Here is a 16,674-nt window from a genome sequence, read left to right as displayed (position 1 = left end):
AACCGAACCCCGATGACCGAACCCGATACAAAGCGCGTCACCGACGAAGAAGCCCTTCTGCTGCACTCCTCCGGGCGTCCGGGCAAGCTGGAGATCGCGCCGACCAAGCCGCTGACGACCCAGCGCGACCTGTCGCTGGCCTATTCGCCGGGCGTGGCCGTTCCTTGCCTGCGCATCGCGGAAGACCCCAGCACGGCCTACGACTACACGGCCAAGGGCAACATCGTCGCCGTCATCTCCAACGGCACGGCGGTGCTGGGCCTGGGCGACCTCGGCGCGCTCGCCTCCAAGCCGGTGATGGAAGGCAAGGCGGTGCTCTTCAAGCGCTTCGCCGACGTGGACGGCATCGATCTGGAGGTCGATACGAAGAACGTGGACGAGTTCGTCAACTGCGTCCGCTTCCTCGGGCCGAGCTTCGGCGGCATCAACCTGGAGGACATCAAGGCGCCGGACTGCTTCATCATCGAGGAGCGCCTGCGCGAGCTGCTGGACATCCCCGTCTTCCACGACGACCAGCACGGCACCGCCATCATCGCCGCCGCCGGCCTGATCAACGCCTGCGACATCACCGGGCGGAACCTCAAGGACGTGACGATGGTGGTCAACGGCGCCGGTGCTGCGGGCATCGCCTGCGCCGAGCTGTTCACCACCATGGGCGTGCCGCGCGAGAACATCATCCTGTGCGACACCAAGGGCGTCGTCTACCGCGGCCGCACCGACGGCATGAACCAGTGGAAGTCGTCCTTCGCGGTGGAGACGGACAAGCGCACGCTCCAGGAGGCGGTCGCCGGCTCCGACGTCTTCGTCGGCCTGTCGGCCAAGGGCGCGATGACGCCGGAAATGGTCAAGTCGATGGCGGCGAAGCCGATCATCTTCGCGCTGGCCAACCCCGATCCGGAAATCACCCCGGAGGAGGTGAAGGCCGTCCGCTCCGACGCCATCGTGGCGACGGGCCGCTCCGACTACCCGAACCAGGTCAACAACGTCCTGGGCTTCCCCTACCTGTTCCGCGGCGCGCTCGACGTGCGGGCGACCACCATCAACGAGGCGATGAAGGTCGCCGCCGCCAAGGCGCTGGCCGCCCTGGCGCGCGAGGACGTGCCGGACGAGGTGGACGCCGCCTACTCGGGCCGCCGCCTGCGCTATGGGCCGGAATACATCATCCCGGTGCCCTTCGACCCGCGGCTGATCGTGACGGTTCCTGCCGCGGTGGCCCAGGCCGCCATGGAAACCGGCGTGGCGCGCAAGCCCATCGTCGACCTTGCGGGCTACCGGAATTCGTTGCGCACCCGTCTCGACCCCACGGCGGACAGCCTCCAACTCATCTTGGAGAAGGTGAAGGCCAACCCGCGCCGCGTCGTCTTCGCCGAGGGCGAGGAGGAGCGGACGATCCGTGCCGCGCTGGCCTTCCGCGCCGCCGGATTCGGCACGCCGGTGCTGATCGGGCGCGAGGCGGTCATCAAGGAGCAGCTGGCGGCGATGGGGCAGTCCGCCGTCTCGCTGGAGATCCACAACGCCCGCGTCTCCGACGCCAACCGCCGCTACAGCGACTATCTGTACCGCCGGATGCAGCGCAAGGGCGCCCTGCTGCGCGATTGCCAGCGCATGGTGAACCAGGACCGCAACGTCTTCGCCGCGCTGATGGTGGCGCAGGGCGACGCCCACGCCATGGTCACCGGCCTGACCCGCACCTTCGGCGTCGCCTTCGAGGAGATCCGCCGGGTCATCGACGCCAAGGCGAACGAGCCGGTCTTCGGCCTGCACGTCTTCCTGACGCGCAACCGCACGGTGCTGATCGCCGACACCACGGTGCATGTCCGCCCGAACGGCCAGACGCTGGCCGACATCGCCATCGGCGCCGCGGCCAAGGCGCGCCAGATGGGGCACGAGCCGCGGGTGGCGCTGCTGTCCTTCTCCAACTTCGGCCAGCACCCGCACCCCCACACCGACCCGCTGCGCGAGGCCATTTCCATCCTCGACAGCCGCCGCGTCGATTTCGAGTATGACGGGGAGATGTCGGCGGACGTGGCGCTGGACTACCAGCTGATGAAGCGGGTCTACCCCTTCTGCCGGCTGTCCGGCCCGGCCAACGTGCTGATCATGCCCGGCCTGCATTCGGCCAACATCACGGCGAAGCTGCTCAACAAGATGGCCGGCGGCCAGATGATCGGTCCGCTGCTGATCGGCTTGGACAAGCCGGCGCAGATCGTCACCATGGGCGCCTCGGTCAACGATCTGGTCACCGCGGCGGCGCTGGCGGCCCACGACTCGCTGCCCTGGTAAGCGGACAGGCGGTTTCCTATGGACGCGCGGGTCGGGCATTTCCCCGGCCCGCGCGTTAATCTTTTGTGACGCCCGCTCACCGGCTTGCGGGATGGTGTAAAAGCGGAGTTCCGTCTCTAAAACCGTCCGCATGACGCACGAGAAGCGCCGTCCATGACTCCCAAGCCGATGCCGCCCCTCCGGTTGATCCTCGCCGCCGCGCTGGTGCTGGCGCCGCTGCTGCCGGCCCTGTGGGGACTGTGGCGGCAGGGGGCGATCGGTCCGGTGGTGGCGGTTGTGGGCGGGCTGGCCGGGATCGGCGGGGTGGCGCTGATGCTCCAGCTCTATGTCCGCGACCTGCGGACAGTGGCCGCCCACGCCGCGCAGCTCGCCGCCGGACCGACGGAGCCGGTCCCGTCCTTGCCCGTCGCGGCGTCCGGTCCGGTGCGGGCGGCGGCGGCGGCGGCGGTGCGGTTGCACCGGGTGATGAACGCCCGCACCGAACTGGCGCTGGCCCAGCTCGAAGCCAACGAATCCATCATCGAGGCGCTGCACGACCCGCTGGTTCTGGTGGGGGCGGAACGGCAGGTGGCGCGGGCCAACCAGGCGGCGCGCGCCCTGTTCGGCGACCGCATCCTCGACCGCGACCTTGCCGCCTCGCTGCGCAACCCGGCGGTGCTGGAGGCGGTGGACGCGGTGCTGAAGGGCGGCGCCTCGCGCATTCTGGAATTCAGCCTGCCGGTGCCGGTGGAACGCATGTTCGAGGTGCGGGTCAAGCCTTTCCAGCGGCGCGTCCCCCGCCCGATCCCCGGCGAGGACGGGTCGCCGGCCGCCGCCGGAACCGTTCCGGGGCGGATGGTCATCCTGACGCTGCACGACATCACCGCGCTGCGCCGGTCGGAGCAGATGCGCGCCGACTTCATCGCCAACGCCAGCCACGAGCTGCGCACGCCGCTGTCCTCCCTGCTCGGCTTCATCGAGACGCTGCGCGGCCCCGCCCGCGAGGATCTGGAGGCGCACGAGCGCTTCCTGTCGATCATGCAGGATCAGGCCAGCCGCATGGCCCGCCTCGTCAACGACCTGCTGTCGCTGTCGCGGATCGAGCTGGACGAGCACATGCCCCCCGCCGGAAAGGTTGACGTGCTGGACCGGCTGGACGGGGTGATGGCGGCGCTGGAGCTGAAGGCGGCCAGCCGCCGCATCCGCCTGACGCTGGAGGCGCCGGACGGCCTGCCCGCGGTGGTCGGCGACGAGGACCAGCTCACCCAGGTCTTCCAGAACCTCGTCAGCAACGCGATCAAATACACGCGCGAGAACACCGACGTGACCGTCGCCGTGTCGCTCGCCGACGGCATGGCGGTCGGGGTATCCGGCCCGGCGGGCCGCGCCGGCCGTGGGATGCCGATGGTCGCCGTCGCCGTGCGCGACCAGGGGGAGGGCATCGCCCGCACCCACCTGCCGCGCCTGACCGAACGCTTCTACCGCGTCGACGCCGCGCGGTCGCGGGCGATGGGCGGCACCGGGCTGGGGCTGGCCATCGTGAAGCACATCGTGAACCGCCACCGCGGCCGCCTGACCATCGAGAGCGCGGTCGGGGTGGGCAGCACCTTCACGGTCTATCTGCCGGCGGCGTCGGAGGAGTCCGCAGAGGGCCGCGCCGCGGAGCCCGCGCGGCGCCAAGCGTAGAGGTTGCGGTTACCCCCATCGGCGTGACCGAAAGTGGGCGTCGTCATGAAACTGTCATAAAACCGTAATCAGCGCGTCGCGGACCCCGACTAGTGTCCGCCCCGCAAGCCGCCCGCCCCTGGGGGAAGCGGCACGGGGTTGGACCATCGCGTTCCCCGGTAAAGAGACATCCGGACCATCGGAGGGATCACCGTGAATTCCAAGAAGCTCGCCGTCACCGCCGCTGCGGTCGTCGCCATGACCGCCGCCTTCGCGGGTGCTGCGAACGCCCAGTCGCGCGACCAGATCCGCGCCGTCGGCTCCTCGACCGTGTTCCCGTTCACCACGGCGGTTGCCGAGGCCTTCGGCAAGGGCGGCAAGTTCAAGACCCCGGTCGTCGAGTCGACCGGCACCGGCGGCGGCCTGAAGCTGTTCTGCGCGGGCGTCGGCCCGCAGCATCCGGACGTCGCGAACGCCTCGCGCCGCATCAAGAAGTCCGAGGTCGAGCAGTGCGCCGCCAACGGCGTCGCCCAGATCACCGAGCTGAAGATCGGCTACGACGGCATCGCGCTGGCCTATTCCAAGCAGGCCCCGCACACCGACCTGACCACCCAGGTCCTGTGGAAGGCCCTGGCCAAGGACGTGCCGGTCGACGGCAAGATGGTCGCCAACCCCTACAAGAAGTGGTCGGACATCGACCCGAAGCTCCCGAACAAGGAGATCGAGGTTCTCGGCCCGCCCCCGACGTCCGGCACCCGCGACAGCTTCAACGAGCTGGTGATGCTCGAAGGCTGTAAGAAGGTCGCCGAGGTGAAGACCATCGTCGCCGACGAGAAGGCCCGTGAAAAGGCCTGCATGACCATCCGCGAGGACGGCGGCTACGTCGAGGCCGGCGAGAACGACAACCTGATCGTCCAGAAGCTGACCGCCAACCCCGACGCCTTCGGCGTGTTCGGCTACAGCTTCTACGACCAGAACCGCGACAAGCTGCAGACCGCCAAGATGGACGGCGTCGATCTGTCGCCGGAAGCGGTCCAGGCCGGCAAGTACGAGCTGTCGCGCCCGCTGTTCATCTACATCAAGAACGCCCACGCCGGCGTCATCCCGGGCATCCGCGAGCTGGTCGCCGAGTTCACCTCGGAGCGCGCGATGGGCGAGGACGGCTACCTGTCCGACAAGGGTCTGATCTCCCTGCCGAAGGCGGAGCGCGACGCCGCCCGCACCTCGGCGACCAACCTGACCCCGCTCCAGCTCTGACCGGCTGACGCGACCGGCGGCTCTCCTCGGAGGGCCGCCGGTTTCCCGTTTGTGCCAAGAGCCCGTTTTCAGCCCATTTCCGGCGGTTTCGCATGCAGCTCACGGTACTGCTCATCATTCTGGCCCTGCTCACAGTGATCGGTTACCAGATGGGCCGGTCGCGTGCCGTCGCCTCCGTCGGCGGCCGCATCGTCGAGCTTCATTCGGTGCCGTCCTACCACGGCTTCTACGTCGCCCTCTGGGCGGGGCTTCCGGCCCTGCTGCTCTTCGCCTTCTGGGGGGCGTCGGAAGGCTGGCTGGTCATGCAGATGGTCCTGTCCGGCCTGCCGGACCGGCTGGTCAACGGCGACGCCCAGTCGCTCGGCCTGCTGCGCGCCGACATCCTGAACCTCGCCCACGGCGTCACCACGGGCCGCGAGCCCGATCCGGAGGTGGTCGCCGCGGCGGAGCGCTATCTGCGGCTGCACGCGCTCGGCGACTGGAGCCTGCTGGTCATCGGCTGCTGCATCGCCATCGGCGGCCTGCTCTACGCCCGCGGCCGGATCGACCCCGACCTGCGCGCCCGCAACCGGGTGGAGCGCACGGTCAACATCGCGCTGGTCATCTGCTCGCTGGTCGCCATCCTGACCACCATCGGCATCGTGCTGTCGCTTCTGTTCGAGGCGATCCGCTTCTTCGCGGTGGTCAATCCCCTGGAGTTCCTGTTCGGCACGCACTGGAGCCCGCAGATGGCCATGCGCGCCGACCAGGTGGGCTCCAGCGGCTCCTTCGGCGCGATCCCGCTGTTCGCCGGCACGCTGCTGATCACCGGCATCGCCATGGCAGTGGCGGTTCCGGTCGGGCTGATGGCGGCCATCTTCATGTCGGAATACGCCAGCCCGGGCCTGCGCACCTGGCTGAAGCCGATCCTGGAGGTGCTGGCCGGCATCCCGACCGTGGTCTACGGCTTCTTCGCCGCCCTGACCATGGCGCCCTTCGTCCGCGACGTGGGCAACAGCCTGGGGCTGAGCGTCAGCTCGGAATCGGCGCTGGCCGCCGGCTTCGTGATGGGCGTGATGATCATCCCCTTCGTCAGCTCGCTGTCGGACGACGTCATCAACGCGGTGCCGCAGAGCTTGCGCGACGGCTCCTACGGGCTGGGCGCCACCAAGTCGGAGACGATCCGGCTGGTCGTGCTGCCCGCCGCCCTGCCGGGCATTGTCGCCGCCATCATGCTGGCGGTCAGCCGCGCCATCGGCGAGACGATGATCGTCACCATGGCCGCCGGCCTCACCGCCAACCTGACCGCCAACCCGCTGGACGCCGTGACCACGGTGACGACGCAGATCGCCACGTTGCTGGTCGGCGACCAGGAGTTCGACAGCCCCAAGACGCTGTCGGCCTTCGGGCTGGGCCTCGTCCTGTTCGTCGTGACCCTCACCCTCAACATGGTCGCCCTCCGGGTGGTCCAGAAGTATCGAGAGAAATATGACTGACCTCGTGGAACAGGATACGCGGGCCATGTCGGTCGCCGTCACCAAGTCGCGCTACCAGAGCGAGGAGTTCTCCGCCCGCCTGCGCCGCCGCTACGCCGCGGAGCGCCGGTTCCGGATCGCCGGGATGCTCGCCGTCGGGATCGCGTCTCTGATGCTGGTGGTTCTGCTCGGCTCCATCGTCAGCAAGGGCTACACCGCCTTCTGGCAGGCGCAGATCCGGCTGGAGGTGACGCTCGACAAGCAGCAGGTCGAGGAGCGGAACTACACCGCCATCGTCCGGCAGGCGCTCTACGCCCAGGTCCCGGCGGCCACCGACCGCGCCACCCGCCGCTCGCTGAACGACCTGCTGTCCTCAGGCGCGCCGTACGAGCTGGAGGCGATGGTCAACGCCAACCCGTCCATCGTCGGCACCACGCAGACGGTCTGGGTCCGCGCCGACGACGAGATCGACCAGTTCATGAAGGGCTTCATCCGGCGCGACGTGCCGGAGAGCGAGCGCCGGCTGAGCGACGTCAAGATCACCGCCATCGACGCGCTGGTCGCCAACGGGTCGATCCGCAGCACCTTCAACACCACCCTGTTCACCGCCGGCGACAGCCGCGAGCCGGAACAGGCGGGCATCCTGGGGGCCGTCGTCGGCTCCGCCCTGACGCTGGTGGTGACCATGCTGCTGTCGGTGCCCATCGGCATCGCCGCCGCGGTCTATCTGGAGGAGTTCGCGCCGAAGAACCGCTGGACCGACCTGATCGAGGTGAACATCAACAACCTCGCCGCGGTGCCGTCGATCATCTTCGGCCTGCTCGGTCTGGCGGTGTTCCTCGGCTTCTTCGGGCTGCCGCGCTCCGCCCCGCTGGTCGGCGGTCTGGTGATGGCGCTGATGACCCTGCCGGTCATCATCATCGCCTCGCGCGTTGCGCTGAAGGCGGTGCCGCCGTCGATCCGCGAAGCGGCGCTGGGCGTCGGCGCCTCGCCGCTGCAGACGGTGACGCACCACGTCCTGCCGCTGGCCCTGCCGGGCATCCTGACCGGCACCATCATCGGCATGGCCCGCGCGCTGGGCGAGACGGCGCCGCTGCTGATGATCGGCATGGTGGCCTTCATCGTGGACATCCCGGGCGGCCTGACCGACAGCGCCACGGCCATGCCGGTGCAGATCTACATGTGGGCGGACAGCCCCGAGCGGGCCTTCACGGAACGCACCTCCGCGGCGATCCTGATCCTGCTCGCCTTCCTCATCCTGATGAACGGCCTGGCCGTCTTCCTGCGCAAGAAATTCGAGAGGCGTTGGTAACCCCATGAGCGTCCAGACCCACATCCCGGCCACGGCCATGGCTTCGCGTCCCGCCGCCGGCATCCACGGCACCAAGATGGTCGCCCGTGACGTCAAGGTGTTCTACGGGGCCAAACAGGCGCTCAAGGGCATCAACCTGGAGATCCAGGAAAACCGCGTGATGGCCCTGATCGGCCCGTCCGGCTGCGGCAAGTCGACGTTCCTGCGCTGCCTGAACCGCATGAACGACACCATCGAGAACTGCCGCGTCGAGGGACTGATCGCGCTCGACGGCGAGGACGTCTACGGCAAGAACATCGACGCGGTGCAGCTCCGCGCCCGCGTCGGCATGGTCTTCCAGAAGCCGAACCCGTTCCCGAAGTCGATCTACGACAACATCGCCTACGGCCCGCGCATCCACGGCATCGCCAGCCACCGCGACGAGATGGACGAGATCGTCCAGACCTCGCTGCAGCGCGCCGGCCTGTGGAACGAGGTGAAGGACCGCCTGCGCGAGCCGGGCACCGGCCTGTCCGGCGGCCAGCAGCAGCGCCTGTGCATCGCCCGCGCCATCGCCGTCAGCCCCGAGGTGATCCTGATGGACGAGCCCTGCTCGGCGCTCGACCCCATCGCGACGGCCCACATCGAGGAGCTGATCGACGAGCTGCGCGAGAACTACACGATCGTCATCGTCACCCACAACATGCAGCAGGCGGCCCGCGTCTCCCAGAAGACCGCCTTCTTCCATCTCGGCGACATGGTCGAGTGCGACGACACCGAGGAAATCTTCACCAACCCGCGGGACGAGCGCACCCAGGGCTACATCACCGGCCGCTACGGCTGATCCCCGGCATCGCCACTACTCTTCCATCAGCGAAGGACGTGAAGCATGAGCAACGAACACATCGTGCGTTCCTTCGCGCACGAACTTGAGCGCCTGTCCAACCTGATCACCCAGATGGGCGGCGTCGCCGAAGCGCAGGTGGACGCCGCCGTGAAGGCGGTGGCCCGCCGCGACGTCGCGCTGGCCGCCCAGGTCATGCAGGCCGACCTGCGCATCGACGCCTACGAGCGCGACATCGACGCCGAGGCCGTGCGCCTGCTCGCCCTGCGCCAGCCGCTGGCCCAGGACCTGCGCGAGATCGTGTCGGCGCTGAAGATCGCGTCGGACCTGGAGCGGATCGGCGACTACGCCTCCAACATCGCCAAGCGCTCGCTGGCGCTGGCCCAGGTGCCGGTGGTGCGCCCGGCGGTGGCGATCCCGCGCATGGGGCGGCTGGTCGAGTCGATCATGAAGGACGTGCTGGACGCCTACATCGAGCGCGACGTCCAGCGCGCCATCGCCGCCTGGGAGCGCGACGAGGAACTGGACGACCTCTACACCAGCCTGTTCCGCGAGGTCCTGACCTACATGATGGAGGACCCGCGCAACATCACGCCCTGCACGCACCTGCTGTTCATGGCGAAGAACCTGGAGCGGATCGGCGACCACGCCACCAACATCGCCGAGACCATCCACTATCTGGTGGTCGGGACGACGCTGCGCGCGGCGCGTCCGAAGAACGACGGCAGCAGCTTCGCCGTGGTCGAGCCGGGCGGTTCGGTCATGGATGCGGCCACCGAGGCGGTGGAACGGGGATTGCCGCGGGACGGCGGCCCGGATAACGATGGAGCGGGACATGCCGCGTGACGGCGAGACGCGCAGTGGGAGCGGGACAAGCATGAATTCGGCGCTGAAGCCGCTCGTCCTCGTCGTCGAGGACGAAGCCGACATCGTGACGCTGCTGAAGTACAATCTGGAGAAGGAAGGCTTCCGGGTTAACGCCGCCACCGACGGCGAGGAAGCCCTTCTGCTGGCCGGGGAGCAGACGCCGAACATCGTCCTGCTCGACTGGATGCTGCCGCTGATGTCGGGGCTGGAGGTCTGCCGCCAGATGCGCCGCAACAGCAAGATGCGCGACATCCCGATCATCATGCTGACCGCCCGCGGCGAGGAGGCGGACCGCGTGCGCGGCCTGAATTCCGGCGCCGACGACTACATCACCAAGCCCTTCTCCCCGACCGAGCTGGTCGCCCGCATGCGCGCCGTGCTGCGCCGTTCGGCGCCTGGCATGACCGACGAGACGCTGCAGTTCGCCGACGTGACCATGGATCTGGCCGCCCACCGGGTGCGCCGGAACGGCCGCGACGTGCATCTGGGTCCGACCGAGTTCCGCCTGCTGCGCCATTTCATGCAGCATCCCGGCCGAGTCTTCTCGCGCGAGCAGCTGCTCGACGTGGTGTGGGGCCACGACGTCTATGTCGAGCCGCGCACCGTGGACGTGCACATCCGCCGCTTGCGCAAGGCGATGAACGAGGAGACGGAGATGGACCTGATCCGCACCGTCCGTTCGGCCGGCTACGCGCTGGACAGCAAGTCCATCTAACCGAAATGCCCGGACGCTGACCTTGCCCCACCCTTACCCTCCCCCGCTTCGCAGGGGAGGGGACTGCCGCCGCTTCGCGACCATCTCCCTCTCCTGCGAAGCGGGGGAGGGAAGGGGCCCACGCGCAAGCGTGGGAAGGGTGGGGGCCACGTGGCGGAGCTGTTCACCCCTCCAGCAGCCCCACCGCCTCCCGCAAAATCTCCACCTTCGGGCCGAAGCGCTTCGCCGGGTCGCTGTCCTCGATGAAGCCGATCATCATGCGCAGGGCGTACGCCACCCGCGGGGCGAGATCGGGATGCGCCGTCACATGCTGCGCCAGATGGGCCAGCGCGTCCCGGTAGGGCCGGCCCTCGAAACCCTCTGCGGCGATCGCCTCGAAGCGGTTCGCGTGTTCGATCACCAAGCTGTGGTCGTCGGTCATGGCGCTCACACGAACAGGATCGCGCCGGTCTTCGGCGCGTCGTTCAGAAAGGTGACGACTCCGCCGGTCTTCACCGGCACGTCGGGGCGCAGCGGGGCGCCAACGGGCAGGCCGAGCGCGCGCAGCCCCATCTCGCAGGCCATGACCGTGACCTTCAGCATCACGCAGGCTTCCAGCAACTCCTCGAAGCCGGCCAGCCCGTCGGCGGTGAAGGCGGCGTCGCGCTCCGCCGGGCGGCGGCCGTCGTCGGCGGGGTCCAGCCGGTGCCAGCCCGGCGCGCCGTCCGCGTCCTCGGCCAGCAGCGTGTTCAGGGCGCGGCCGGTGAAGAACAGCGTGACCTTGCGGTTGGTCGCCGCCGCCGCGCTGGCCATCACCAGGGCGTAGTGAACCCGGTCGAAGCCGCCCGCGAACAGGACGATGGACAGGTTTTCAGGACCTTCCATGGGTCAGGGCTCTCCCAAGCGCCGCTCAGTGGGCGGACAGGTCGTGGATGGTCGGGTGGGCGCCGCACAGCGGGCAGTCCGGGTCGCGGCGCACCGTGATGCGCTGGAACGAGGCGTGCAGCGTGTCGAGCATCATCAGGCTGCCCGACAGGCCCTCGCCGATGCCCAGGATCTCCTTCAGCACCTCGGTCGCCTGGAGCGAGCCGACGAAGCCGCCCAGCGCCCCCAGAACGCCGCCCTCGGAGCAGGACGGCACCAGCCCGCGCGGCGGCGGCTCCGGGAACAGGCAGCGGTAGCAGGGGTGCGGGGCGCCGAGATGCGCTTTGAAGGTGGACACCTGCCCGTCGAAGCGCAGGATCGCCGCCGACACCAGCGTCTTACCCGCGAAGTAGCAGGCGTCGTTCAGCAGGAAGCGCGTGGCGAAATTGTCCGACCCGTCGGCCACGATGTCGTAGCGGCCGATCAGGTCCAGCGCGTTGTCCCTGGTCAGCCGCGTCTTGTGCACCTCCACCGCCACGTCGGGGTTCAGCGCGCGGATGCGGGCGGCGGCGCTCTCCACCTTCGGAACGCCGAGCGACGACTCATCGTGGATCACCTGCCGTTGCAGGTTGGACAGGTCCACCGTGTCGTCGTCGATGACGCCGATGGTGCCCACCCCCGCCGCGGCGAGGTAGAGCAGCAACGGCGCGCCCAGCCCGCCGGCCCCGATGACCAGGACGCGGGCACGCAGCAGCGCCTCCTGCCCGACGCCGCCGACCTCCGGCAGGATGATGTGGCGGGAATAGCGGTGAAGCTGGGTGTCGGTGAAATCCATGGTCCGCAGAATAGCGCGGAACGCCCCGTGCCGCGCAAGCCCCCTTGCTCAGAGCCCCGCCGCGGGCGGAAGCGTCAGGCCAGCAGGCTCATCTTGTAGGGGGTGGTCTTCGACGTGCTGGACGATTTGTTCGCATCCTCCGCCGCCCACTGCTTCAGACGGGCCTCGCGTTCCCGCATGATCTTGTCGAATGGGCGCTCCTCGCTCGTGTCGTCGGGCGACTTGGCCACCTTCTGGACGAAGTTGAGCTGATAGGGGATTTCGCCGACCACGTTCTTCGGCGGGACGATCACCAGCTCGTACTGGCCGGGTTCGATCTTGAAGCTGGGCTTCTTCAGCATGTCCTCGCCCGACTTCGCCGGGTCCATCGTGTCGCCGGAGGCCACGACCTTGCCCTCCTTGCTCATGACGGCCCAGCGCGTGTAGGGCAGGGACATGTTGCCGACGAACTCACCGCCCTGGGCGACGGTCAGCGAGTGCTTCTGCACGCCGCTGTCGTTGCCCACGACGGCGCGGGCGATGCCCTTCATCTGGGCGCCGCTCCCCACCATCATGACGCTCTGGCGTTCGGTGATGTCCAGCGTGTATTCCCGCTCGTTCACCCCGCGCACGGCCTGGGAGATGACCGCCGTATAAGTGCCGGGGCCGAGCTTCGCGCTGGTCTGCGCCGACTCGTTCTTCGCCTTGGCTTCGGCGACGACCTTGTTGTTCTGGTCGACGATCTTGATGTTGGTGTTGATGTCGGCGATCTTGAAATTGAATTCGCCGGTCTTCGACACCGTGAACTGGCGGTAGTCGGTGGATGCGAGGTTGGAGTCCAATTCGTTGGTGATGCCGCGGAACTGGAACCAGTTCATCGTCGAGGCATTCGGAATCGCAACGCCCATGGTGGCCTCCCCCGCTGGTCCTGTGCCGTCAGCTCCGCATCGTCGGGCGGCCGTGCCGCAAGCCGGGCCGTCGCCTGAAACGGCGGAGCCGCGCCGGCCGAAACCCCCGGCGCCGACAGTTTAGATTACTAAAATCCAATCTTTTTGTCAAAGCGCCGCCCGATGACAACGGCGGGCGCAAAGACCGGACGGAGCCCATTCTACAACAGGATGCGCGACGGCGCAATATTCGCCGCCCGGTTGCGCGGCCAGCAAGCCGGACATCCCTCTCCCACGGCCGCAGGCGGATATGGGAGAGGGGAGACCGGTTTACTCCAGCCCTTCGAACAGGGCGGTGGAGAGATAGCGCTCGGCGAAGGAGGGCAGGATCACGACGATCAGCTTGCCCTCGTTCTCCGGACGGGAGCCGATCTCCAGCGCCGCCGCCAGCGCGGCCCCCGAGGAGATGCCGACCGGGATGCCTTCCAGCTTCGCCACCTTGCGGGCCGTCTCGAAGGCGCGCTGGTTGGAGATGCGGACGACCTCGTCGATCAGGTCCTTGTTCAGGACGTCCGGCACGAAACCGGCGCCGATGCCCTGGATCTTGTGCGGGCCGGGCATGCCGCCGGACAGGACGGGGCTGTCCTCCGGCTCCACCGCGATGGTGCGGAAGCCGGGCTTGCGGGCCTTCAGGACCTCCGACACGCCGGTCAGCGTGCCGCCGGTGCCGACTCCGGAGATCAGGATGTCGGCTTGACCGTCGGTGTCCTTCCAGATCTCCTCCGCGGTGGTGTTGCGGTGGATCTCCGGGTTGGCGGGGTTCTTGAACTGCTGGAGCATGTAGGCGTTCGGATCGGTGGCGACGATCTCGTCGGCCCGGCGGATGGCGCCCTTCATGCCCTCCGCCGCCGGGGTCAGCACCAGCTCGGCGCCGAGCAGCTTCAGCATCTTGCGCCGCTCAACCGACATGCTTTCCGGCATGGTCAGGATCAGCCGGTAGCCCTTGGCGGCGGCGACGAAGGCCAGCGCGATGCCGGTGTTGCCCGACGTCGGCTCGACCAGGGTGGTGCGGCCCGGCTCGATGGCGCCGGCGCGCTCCGCGGCGTCGATCATGGCGAAGCCGATGCGGTCCTTCACGCTGGCCAGCGGGTTGAAGAACTCCAGCTTGCCGACGATCTGGGCCTTGGCCCCGGCGTCCTCGGCCAGCCGGTTGACGCGCACCAGCGGCGTGGCGCCGACGGTGTCGAGAATGCTGTCGTAGATCTTACCGCGAAACTCGGAACCCGGCATTTTTCACTCCTCCGGTATGTGGTATTTTCCCACTTTCTACAGCATGTGTAGAATTTAACCGTTTTCCGGGTGGGATCAAATCGTAAAATCGATGCGGTCTTCGGTCTCGCTCTCGACGCCGGCGGTGCGGGCGCGCAGGCAGAGATCCTCAATGGTGATGTCGTCGAGCTTCTTCATGCATTCCTCCTGAAGCTCGTTCCACAGCGGGCGCACCACCTTGTGCCCCAGGATGGAGCCTGCCGGCTCCTCGATGGGGTCGGTCGCGGTCTCCATGGAGCGGACGACCTTCACGATCTCGCCCAGCGTGATCCGCCGGCGCTCGCGGGCCAGCCGGTAGCCGCCGCGCGGCCCGCGCACGCCGGCCAAAACGCCGTCGCGGACGAGCTGCTGGAGAACCTGCTCCAGATAGCGCTTGGGAATGCCCTGGCGGCGCGTGATCTCGCCGGACTGCACGGGTTCGGTGCCGGCGTTGTAGGCGATGTCCAGAACCGCCTCGATCGCGAACATCAGCTTCTTGGAAATGCGGAGCATCAGCGCGACTCCTGCGCGGGGGAGGGCGGCGCGAACTGGCCGGTGGAGCCGAAGCCGCCCGTTCCGCGGGCGCTGTCGGGCAGGGCGGCCGACTCGGCCCAGGCGGCGCGTTCGTAGCGGGCGATCACCAGCTGGGCGATGCGTTGCCCGCGCTCCACCGTGAAGGGCTGGTCGCCGTGGTTGATCAGGATCACCCCGACCTCGCCGCGGTAGTCGGCGTCGATGGTGCCGGGGCTGTTCAGCACCGTGACCCCGTGCTTCAGCGCCAGACCGGAGCGCGGCCGCACCTGCGCCTCATACCCGTCGGGCAGGGCGAAGGCGACGCCGGTGGGGATCAGCGCGCGGCGGCCCGGCTCCAGGACGACCGGCTCCGCCAGCGCGGCCAGCAGGTCCATGCCCGCCGCATGCTCCGTCGCGTAGGTCGGCAGGTCCAGCCCCGCGGCGTGGGCGAGCCGGACGATGGGAACGGGAATGGCGGATGCCGTTGCGCTCACGGAATGGTCTCCTGGGGGGTGGGTGCAGGGGGTGGGTTGAAATGCCGGGCGATGGCCTCGGCCAGGCGGGCGGCCACGGCGTCCTTGCCCATGGTGGGCCAGTCCTCGGCGCCGTCGGCGCGGATCAGATGGACGGTGTTGTCGGCCCCGCCGAAGGTGGTGGTGCCCGGCGACACGTCGTTGGCGACGATCCAGTCGCAGCCCTTGCGCGCGCGCTTGGCGGTCGCGTAGTCCACCACATTGCCGGTCTCCGCGGCGAAGCCGACGACCAGCGCCGGACGGCGCGGCCCCGGCTGGGACAGGGTCGCCAGGATGTCGGGATTCTCGGTCAGGGCCAGGCTCGGCGGGCCGCCGCCGTCCTTCTTCAGCTTGCGGTCCGACTCGCCGGCCACGCGCCAGTCGGCGACGGCAGCGGCGCAGACCGCGATGTCCGCGGGCAGGGCCGACTCGCAGGCCGCCAGCATCTCCCGCGCCGTTTCGATGGCGCGCACGGTGCAGCCGGGCGGATCGGGCAGGTGGGTCGGGCCGGTAACCAGCGTCACCTCGGCGCCCAGCCGCCGCAGCGCCTCGGCGATGGCGTGGCCCTGCTTGCCGGAGGAACGGTTGGCGATGTAGCGAACCGGGTCGATCGGTTCGACGGTCGGGCCGCTGGTGACCAGCGCGCGCTTGCCGGCCAGCGGCCTTGGCGCGTCCAGTTCCTCGAAATGGGCGGCGATGGCCTGGACGATCTCCATCGGCTCGGCCATGCGCCCGAACCCGTACTCGCCGCAGGCCATCTCGCCCTTGTTCGGGCCGATCCGGCGCACGCCGCGCTTCTCCAGAAGCGCGAGGTTGTCGCGGGTCGCCGGATGCTCCCACATGCGGACGTTCATCGCCGGGGCGACGAGCACCGGCTTGTCGGTGGCCAGCAGCACGGTGGCGGCCAGATCGTCGGCCATGCCGGCGGCCATGCGGGCCAGCAGGTTGGCGGTGGCCGGGGCGACGACCAGCAGGTCGGCGTCGCGCGACAGCTGGATGTGCCCCATCTCCGACTCGTCGGTCAGGGACCACAGGTCCTGATAGACGGTGTCCTCGGTCAGCGCCTGCACGGACAGGGGCGTGACGAACTGCGCCCCCGCCCGGGTCAGGACCGCGCGCACGCGCACGCCCCGCTCCTTCAGGCGGCGGATCAGCTCCAGGCTCTTGTAGGCCGCGATGCCGCCCGCGATGACGAGCAGGATGCGCTTGCCGGACAGCACTGATGTTTCGGCCACGGGGGTCCGCCGCTCCTTGCTATGGATTGTGCAGGCGATGAAATCTGTAGAATTCAGATATTCCATCACGGCGCCGGGTACAAGCGTCCTTCGCTCATCCTCACAGCAAATCCGGTGTGAAATGCACATCCATGACCGGCGTGTGAAACCATGGATGGGATATTTCGTTGCGCGGCCGCATTCCAGGTCTTTCGTCCACAGCCCGTC

Annotated in this window: 16 protein-coding genes; 8 read left to right on the top strand and 8 right to left on the bottom strand. The window is 68.7% G+C overall.

The features are described from left to right. The first annotated feature begins 12 nt into the window (after nucleotides 1–12). The 8 genes from JJL56_RS07875 to phoB all read left to right on the top strand — a co-directional run bounded on the left by JJL56_RS07875 (nucleotide 13) and on the right by phoB (nucleotide 10,355). Nucleotides 13–2,283, top strand: coding sequence for an NADP-dependent malic enzyme (locus JJL56_RS07875; protein WP_145623065.1), 2,271 nt, complete (start codon nucleotides 13–15; stop codon nucleotides 2,281–2,283). Between the two features lie 153 nt (nucleotides 2,284–2,436). Further along, nucleotides 2,437–3,948 (top strand): ATP-binding protein, encoded by a 1,512-nt coding sequence (locus JJL56_RS07870; protein ID WP_145623064.1) that lies wholly within the window; start codon nucleotides 2,437–2,439, stop codon nucleotides 3,946–3,948. Nucleotides 3,949–4,140: 192 nt separating this feature from the next. Beyond that, entirely contained in the window at nucleotides 4,141–5,184 is a 1,044-nt protein-coding gene (locus JJL56_RS07865) for a substrate-binding domain-containing protein (RefSeq protein ID WP_200484833.1), read from the top strand. Between the two features lie 92 nt (nucleotides 5,185–5,276). Then, nucleotides 5,277–6,659, top strand: a complete 1,383-nt coding sequence (gene pstC, locus JJL56_RS07860) for a phosphate ABC transporter permease subunit PstC (protein ID WP_145623062.1) — start codon at nucleotides 5,277–5,279, stop codon at nucleotides 6,657–6,659. Further along, nucleotides 6,652–7,950, top strand: coding sequence for a phosphate ABC transporter permease PstA (pstA, locus tag JJL56_RS07855; RefSeq protein WP_200484831.1), 1,299 nt, complete (start codon nucleotides 6,652–6,654; stop codon nucleotides 7,948–7,950). Before pstC ends, pstA begins: the two co-directional genes overlap by 8 nt. Nucleotides 7,951–7,987: 37 nt before the next feature. Continuing rightward, the gene (pstB, locus tag JJL56_RS07850; protein ID WP_174444024.1) at nucleotides 7,988–8,773 is read left to right on the top strand and encodes a phosphate ABC transporter ATP-binding protein PstB; all 786 of its coding nucleotides are present in this window, start codon (nucleotides 7,988–7,990) and stop codon (nucleotides 8,771–8,773) included. 45 nt (nucleotides 8,774–8,818) lie between these two features. Continuing rightward, nucleotides 8,819–9,619 (top strand): phosphate signaling complex protein PhoU, encoded by an 801-nt coding sequence (phoU, locus tag JJL56_RS07845; protein WP_200484830.1) that lies wholly within the window; start codon nucleotides 8,819–8,821, stop codon nucleotides 9,617–9,619. A 31-nt stretch (nucleotides 9,620–9,650) separates the two neighbouring features. Next, entirely contained in the window at nucleotides 9,651–10,355 is a 705-nt protein-coding gene (gene phoB, locus JJL56_RS07840) for a phosphate regulon transcriptional regulator PhoB (protein WP_145623059.1), read from the top strand. A gap of 163 nt (nucleotides 10,356–10,518) precedes the next feature. Here the strand turns inward: phoB and JJL56_RS07835 are convergent, their stop codons facing one another. The 8 genes from JJL56_RS07835 to coaBC all read right to left on the bottom strand — a co-directional run bounded on the left by JJL56_RS07835 (nucleotide 10,519) and on the right by coaBC (nucleotide 16,467). Continuing rightward, nucleotides 10,519–10,776: a hypothetical protein gene (locus tag JJL56_RS07835; RefSeq protein ID WP_145623058.1), complete on the bottom strand. Its 258-nt coding sequence runs from the start codon at nucleotides 10,774–10,776 to the stop codon at nucleotides 10,519–10,521. 5 nt (nucleotides 10,777–10,781) lie between these two features. Then, nucleotides 10,782–11,219, bottom strand: coding sequence for a DsrE family protein (locus tag JJL56_RS07830; RefSeq protein WP_145623057.1), 438 nt, complete (start codon nucleotides 11,217–11,219; stop codon nucleotides 10,782–10,784). Nucleotides 11,220–11,244: 25 nt separating this feature from the next. Beyond that, on the bottom strand, nucleotides 11,245–12,033 hold the full coding sequence (locus JJL56_RS07825; protein WP_200484828.1) for a HesA/MoeB/ThiF family protein: 789 nt from the start codon (nucleotides 12,031–12,033) through the stop codon (nucleotides 11,245–11,247). 74 nt (nucleotides 12,034–12,107) lie between these two features. Further along, entirely contained in the window at nucleotides 12,108–12,920 is an 813-nt protein-coding gene (locus tag JJL56_RS07820) for a hypothetical protein (RefSeq protein WP_145623055.1), read from the bottom strand. 309 nt (nucleotides 12,921–13,229) lie between these two features. Continuing rightward, nucleotides 13,230–14,189, bottom strand: a complete 960-nt coding sequence (gene cysK / locus JJL56_RS07815) for a cysteine synthase A (protein ID WP_145623054.1) — start codon at nucleotides 14,187–14,189, stop codon at nucleotides 13,230–13,232. A gap of 75 nt (nucleotides 14,190–14,264) precedes the next feature. After that, nucleotides 14,265–14,720: an RrF2 family transcriptional regulator gene (locus tag JJL56_RS07810; protein ID WP_014238770.1), complete on the bottom strand. Its 456-nt coding sequence runs from the start codon at nucleotides 14,718–14,720 to the stop codon at nucleotides 14,265–14,267. Further along, nucleotides 14,720–15,214: a dUTP diphosphatase gene (gene dut / locus JJL56_RS07805; RefSeq protein WP_200484827.1), complete on the bottom strand. Its 495-nt coding sequence runs from the start codon at nucleotides 15,212–15,214 to the stop codon at nucleotides 14,720–14,722. The genes JJL56_RS07810 and dut overlap by 1 nt, the downstream gene beginning before the upstream one ends. Beyond that, entirely contained in the window at nucleotides 15,211–16,467 is a 1,257-nt protein-coding gene (gene coaBC, locus JJL56_RS07800) for a bifunctional phosphopantothenoylcysteine decarboxylase/phosphopantothenate--cysteine ligase CoaBC (RefSeq protein WP_200484825.1), read from the bottom strand. Before coaBC ends, dut begins: the two co-directional genes overlap by 4 nt. Nucleotides 16,468–16,674 lie beyond the last annotated feature (207 nt).

Origin of the sequence: Azospirillum aestuarii (assembly GCF_016632405.1) — a bacterium.
Taxonomy (GTDB): Bacteria; Pseudomonadota; Alphaproteobacteria; order Azospirillales; family Azospirillaceae; genus Azospirillum; species Azospirillum aestuarii.
This window is presented reverse-complemented; position numbering and strand designations above follow the sequence as displayed.